This is a genomic window from Psychrobacter sp. 78a-MNA-CIBAN-0178 (assembly GCF_040309625.1).
Lineage (GTDB): Bacteria > Pseudomonadota > Gammaproteobacteria > Pseudomonadales > Moraxellaceae > Psychrobacter > Psychrobacter okhotskensis.
Map to the genome: position 1 here is coordinate 1 of NZ_JBEOOZ010000167.1, position 253 is coordinate 253.

General features: G+C 47.8%; 1 protein-coding gene. It reads right to left on the reverse strand.

The genetic code is table 11. The features are described from left to right. The coding region (locus AAEY80_RS14705; RefSeq protein WP_350588622.1) for a phosphate acyltransferase at positions 1 to 253 on the reverse strand (253 nt) is incomplete at both ends.

A 253-nucleotide genomic window follows, 5' to 3' on the forward strand; every position in this document is an offset into this window, starting at 1 on the left:
TACCTGATGCGCCTGTTGAGTAGCTAATCATGGCAACTTTGGGTTCAATGCCGAATGCAGCTGCTGATTGTGCCGACTGAATGGCAATTTCTGCCAATTCTTCCGCTGTTGGGTCAGGATTAATGGCGCAATCCCCATAGACCACCACTTGTTCTGGTAGCAGCATAAAGAAGATAGAGGATACCAAGGAATACTGCGGAGCGGTTTTAATCAACTGAAATGCTGGGCGTACCGTGTTGGCAGTGGTATGAAT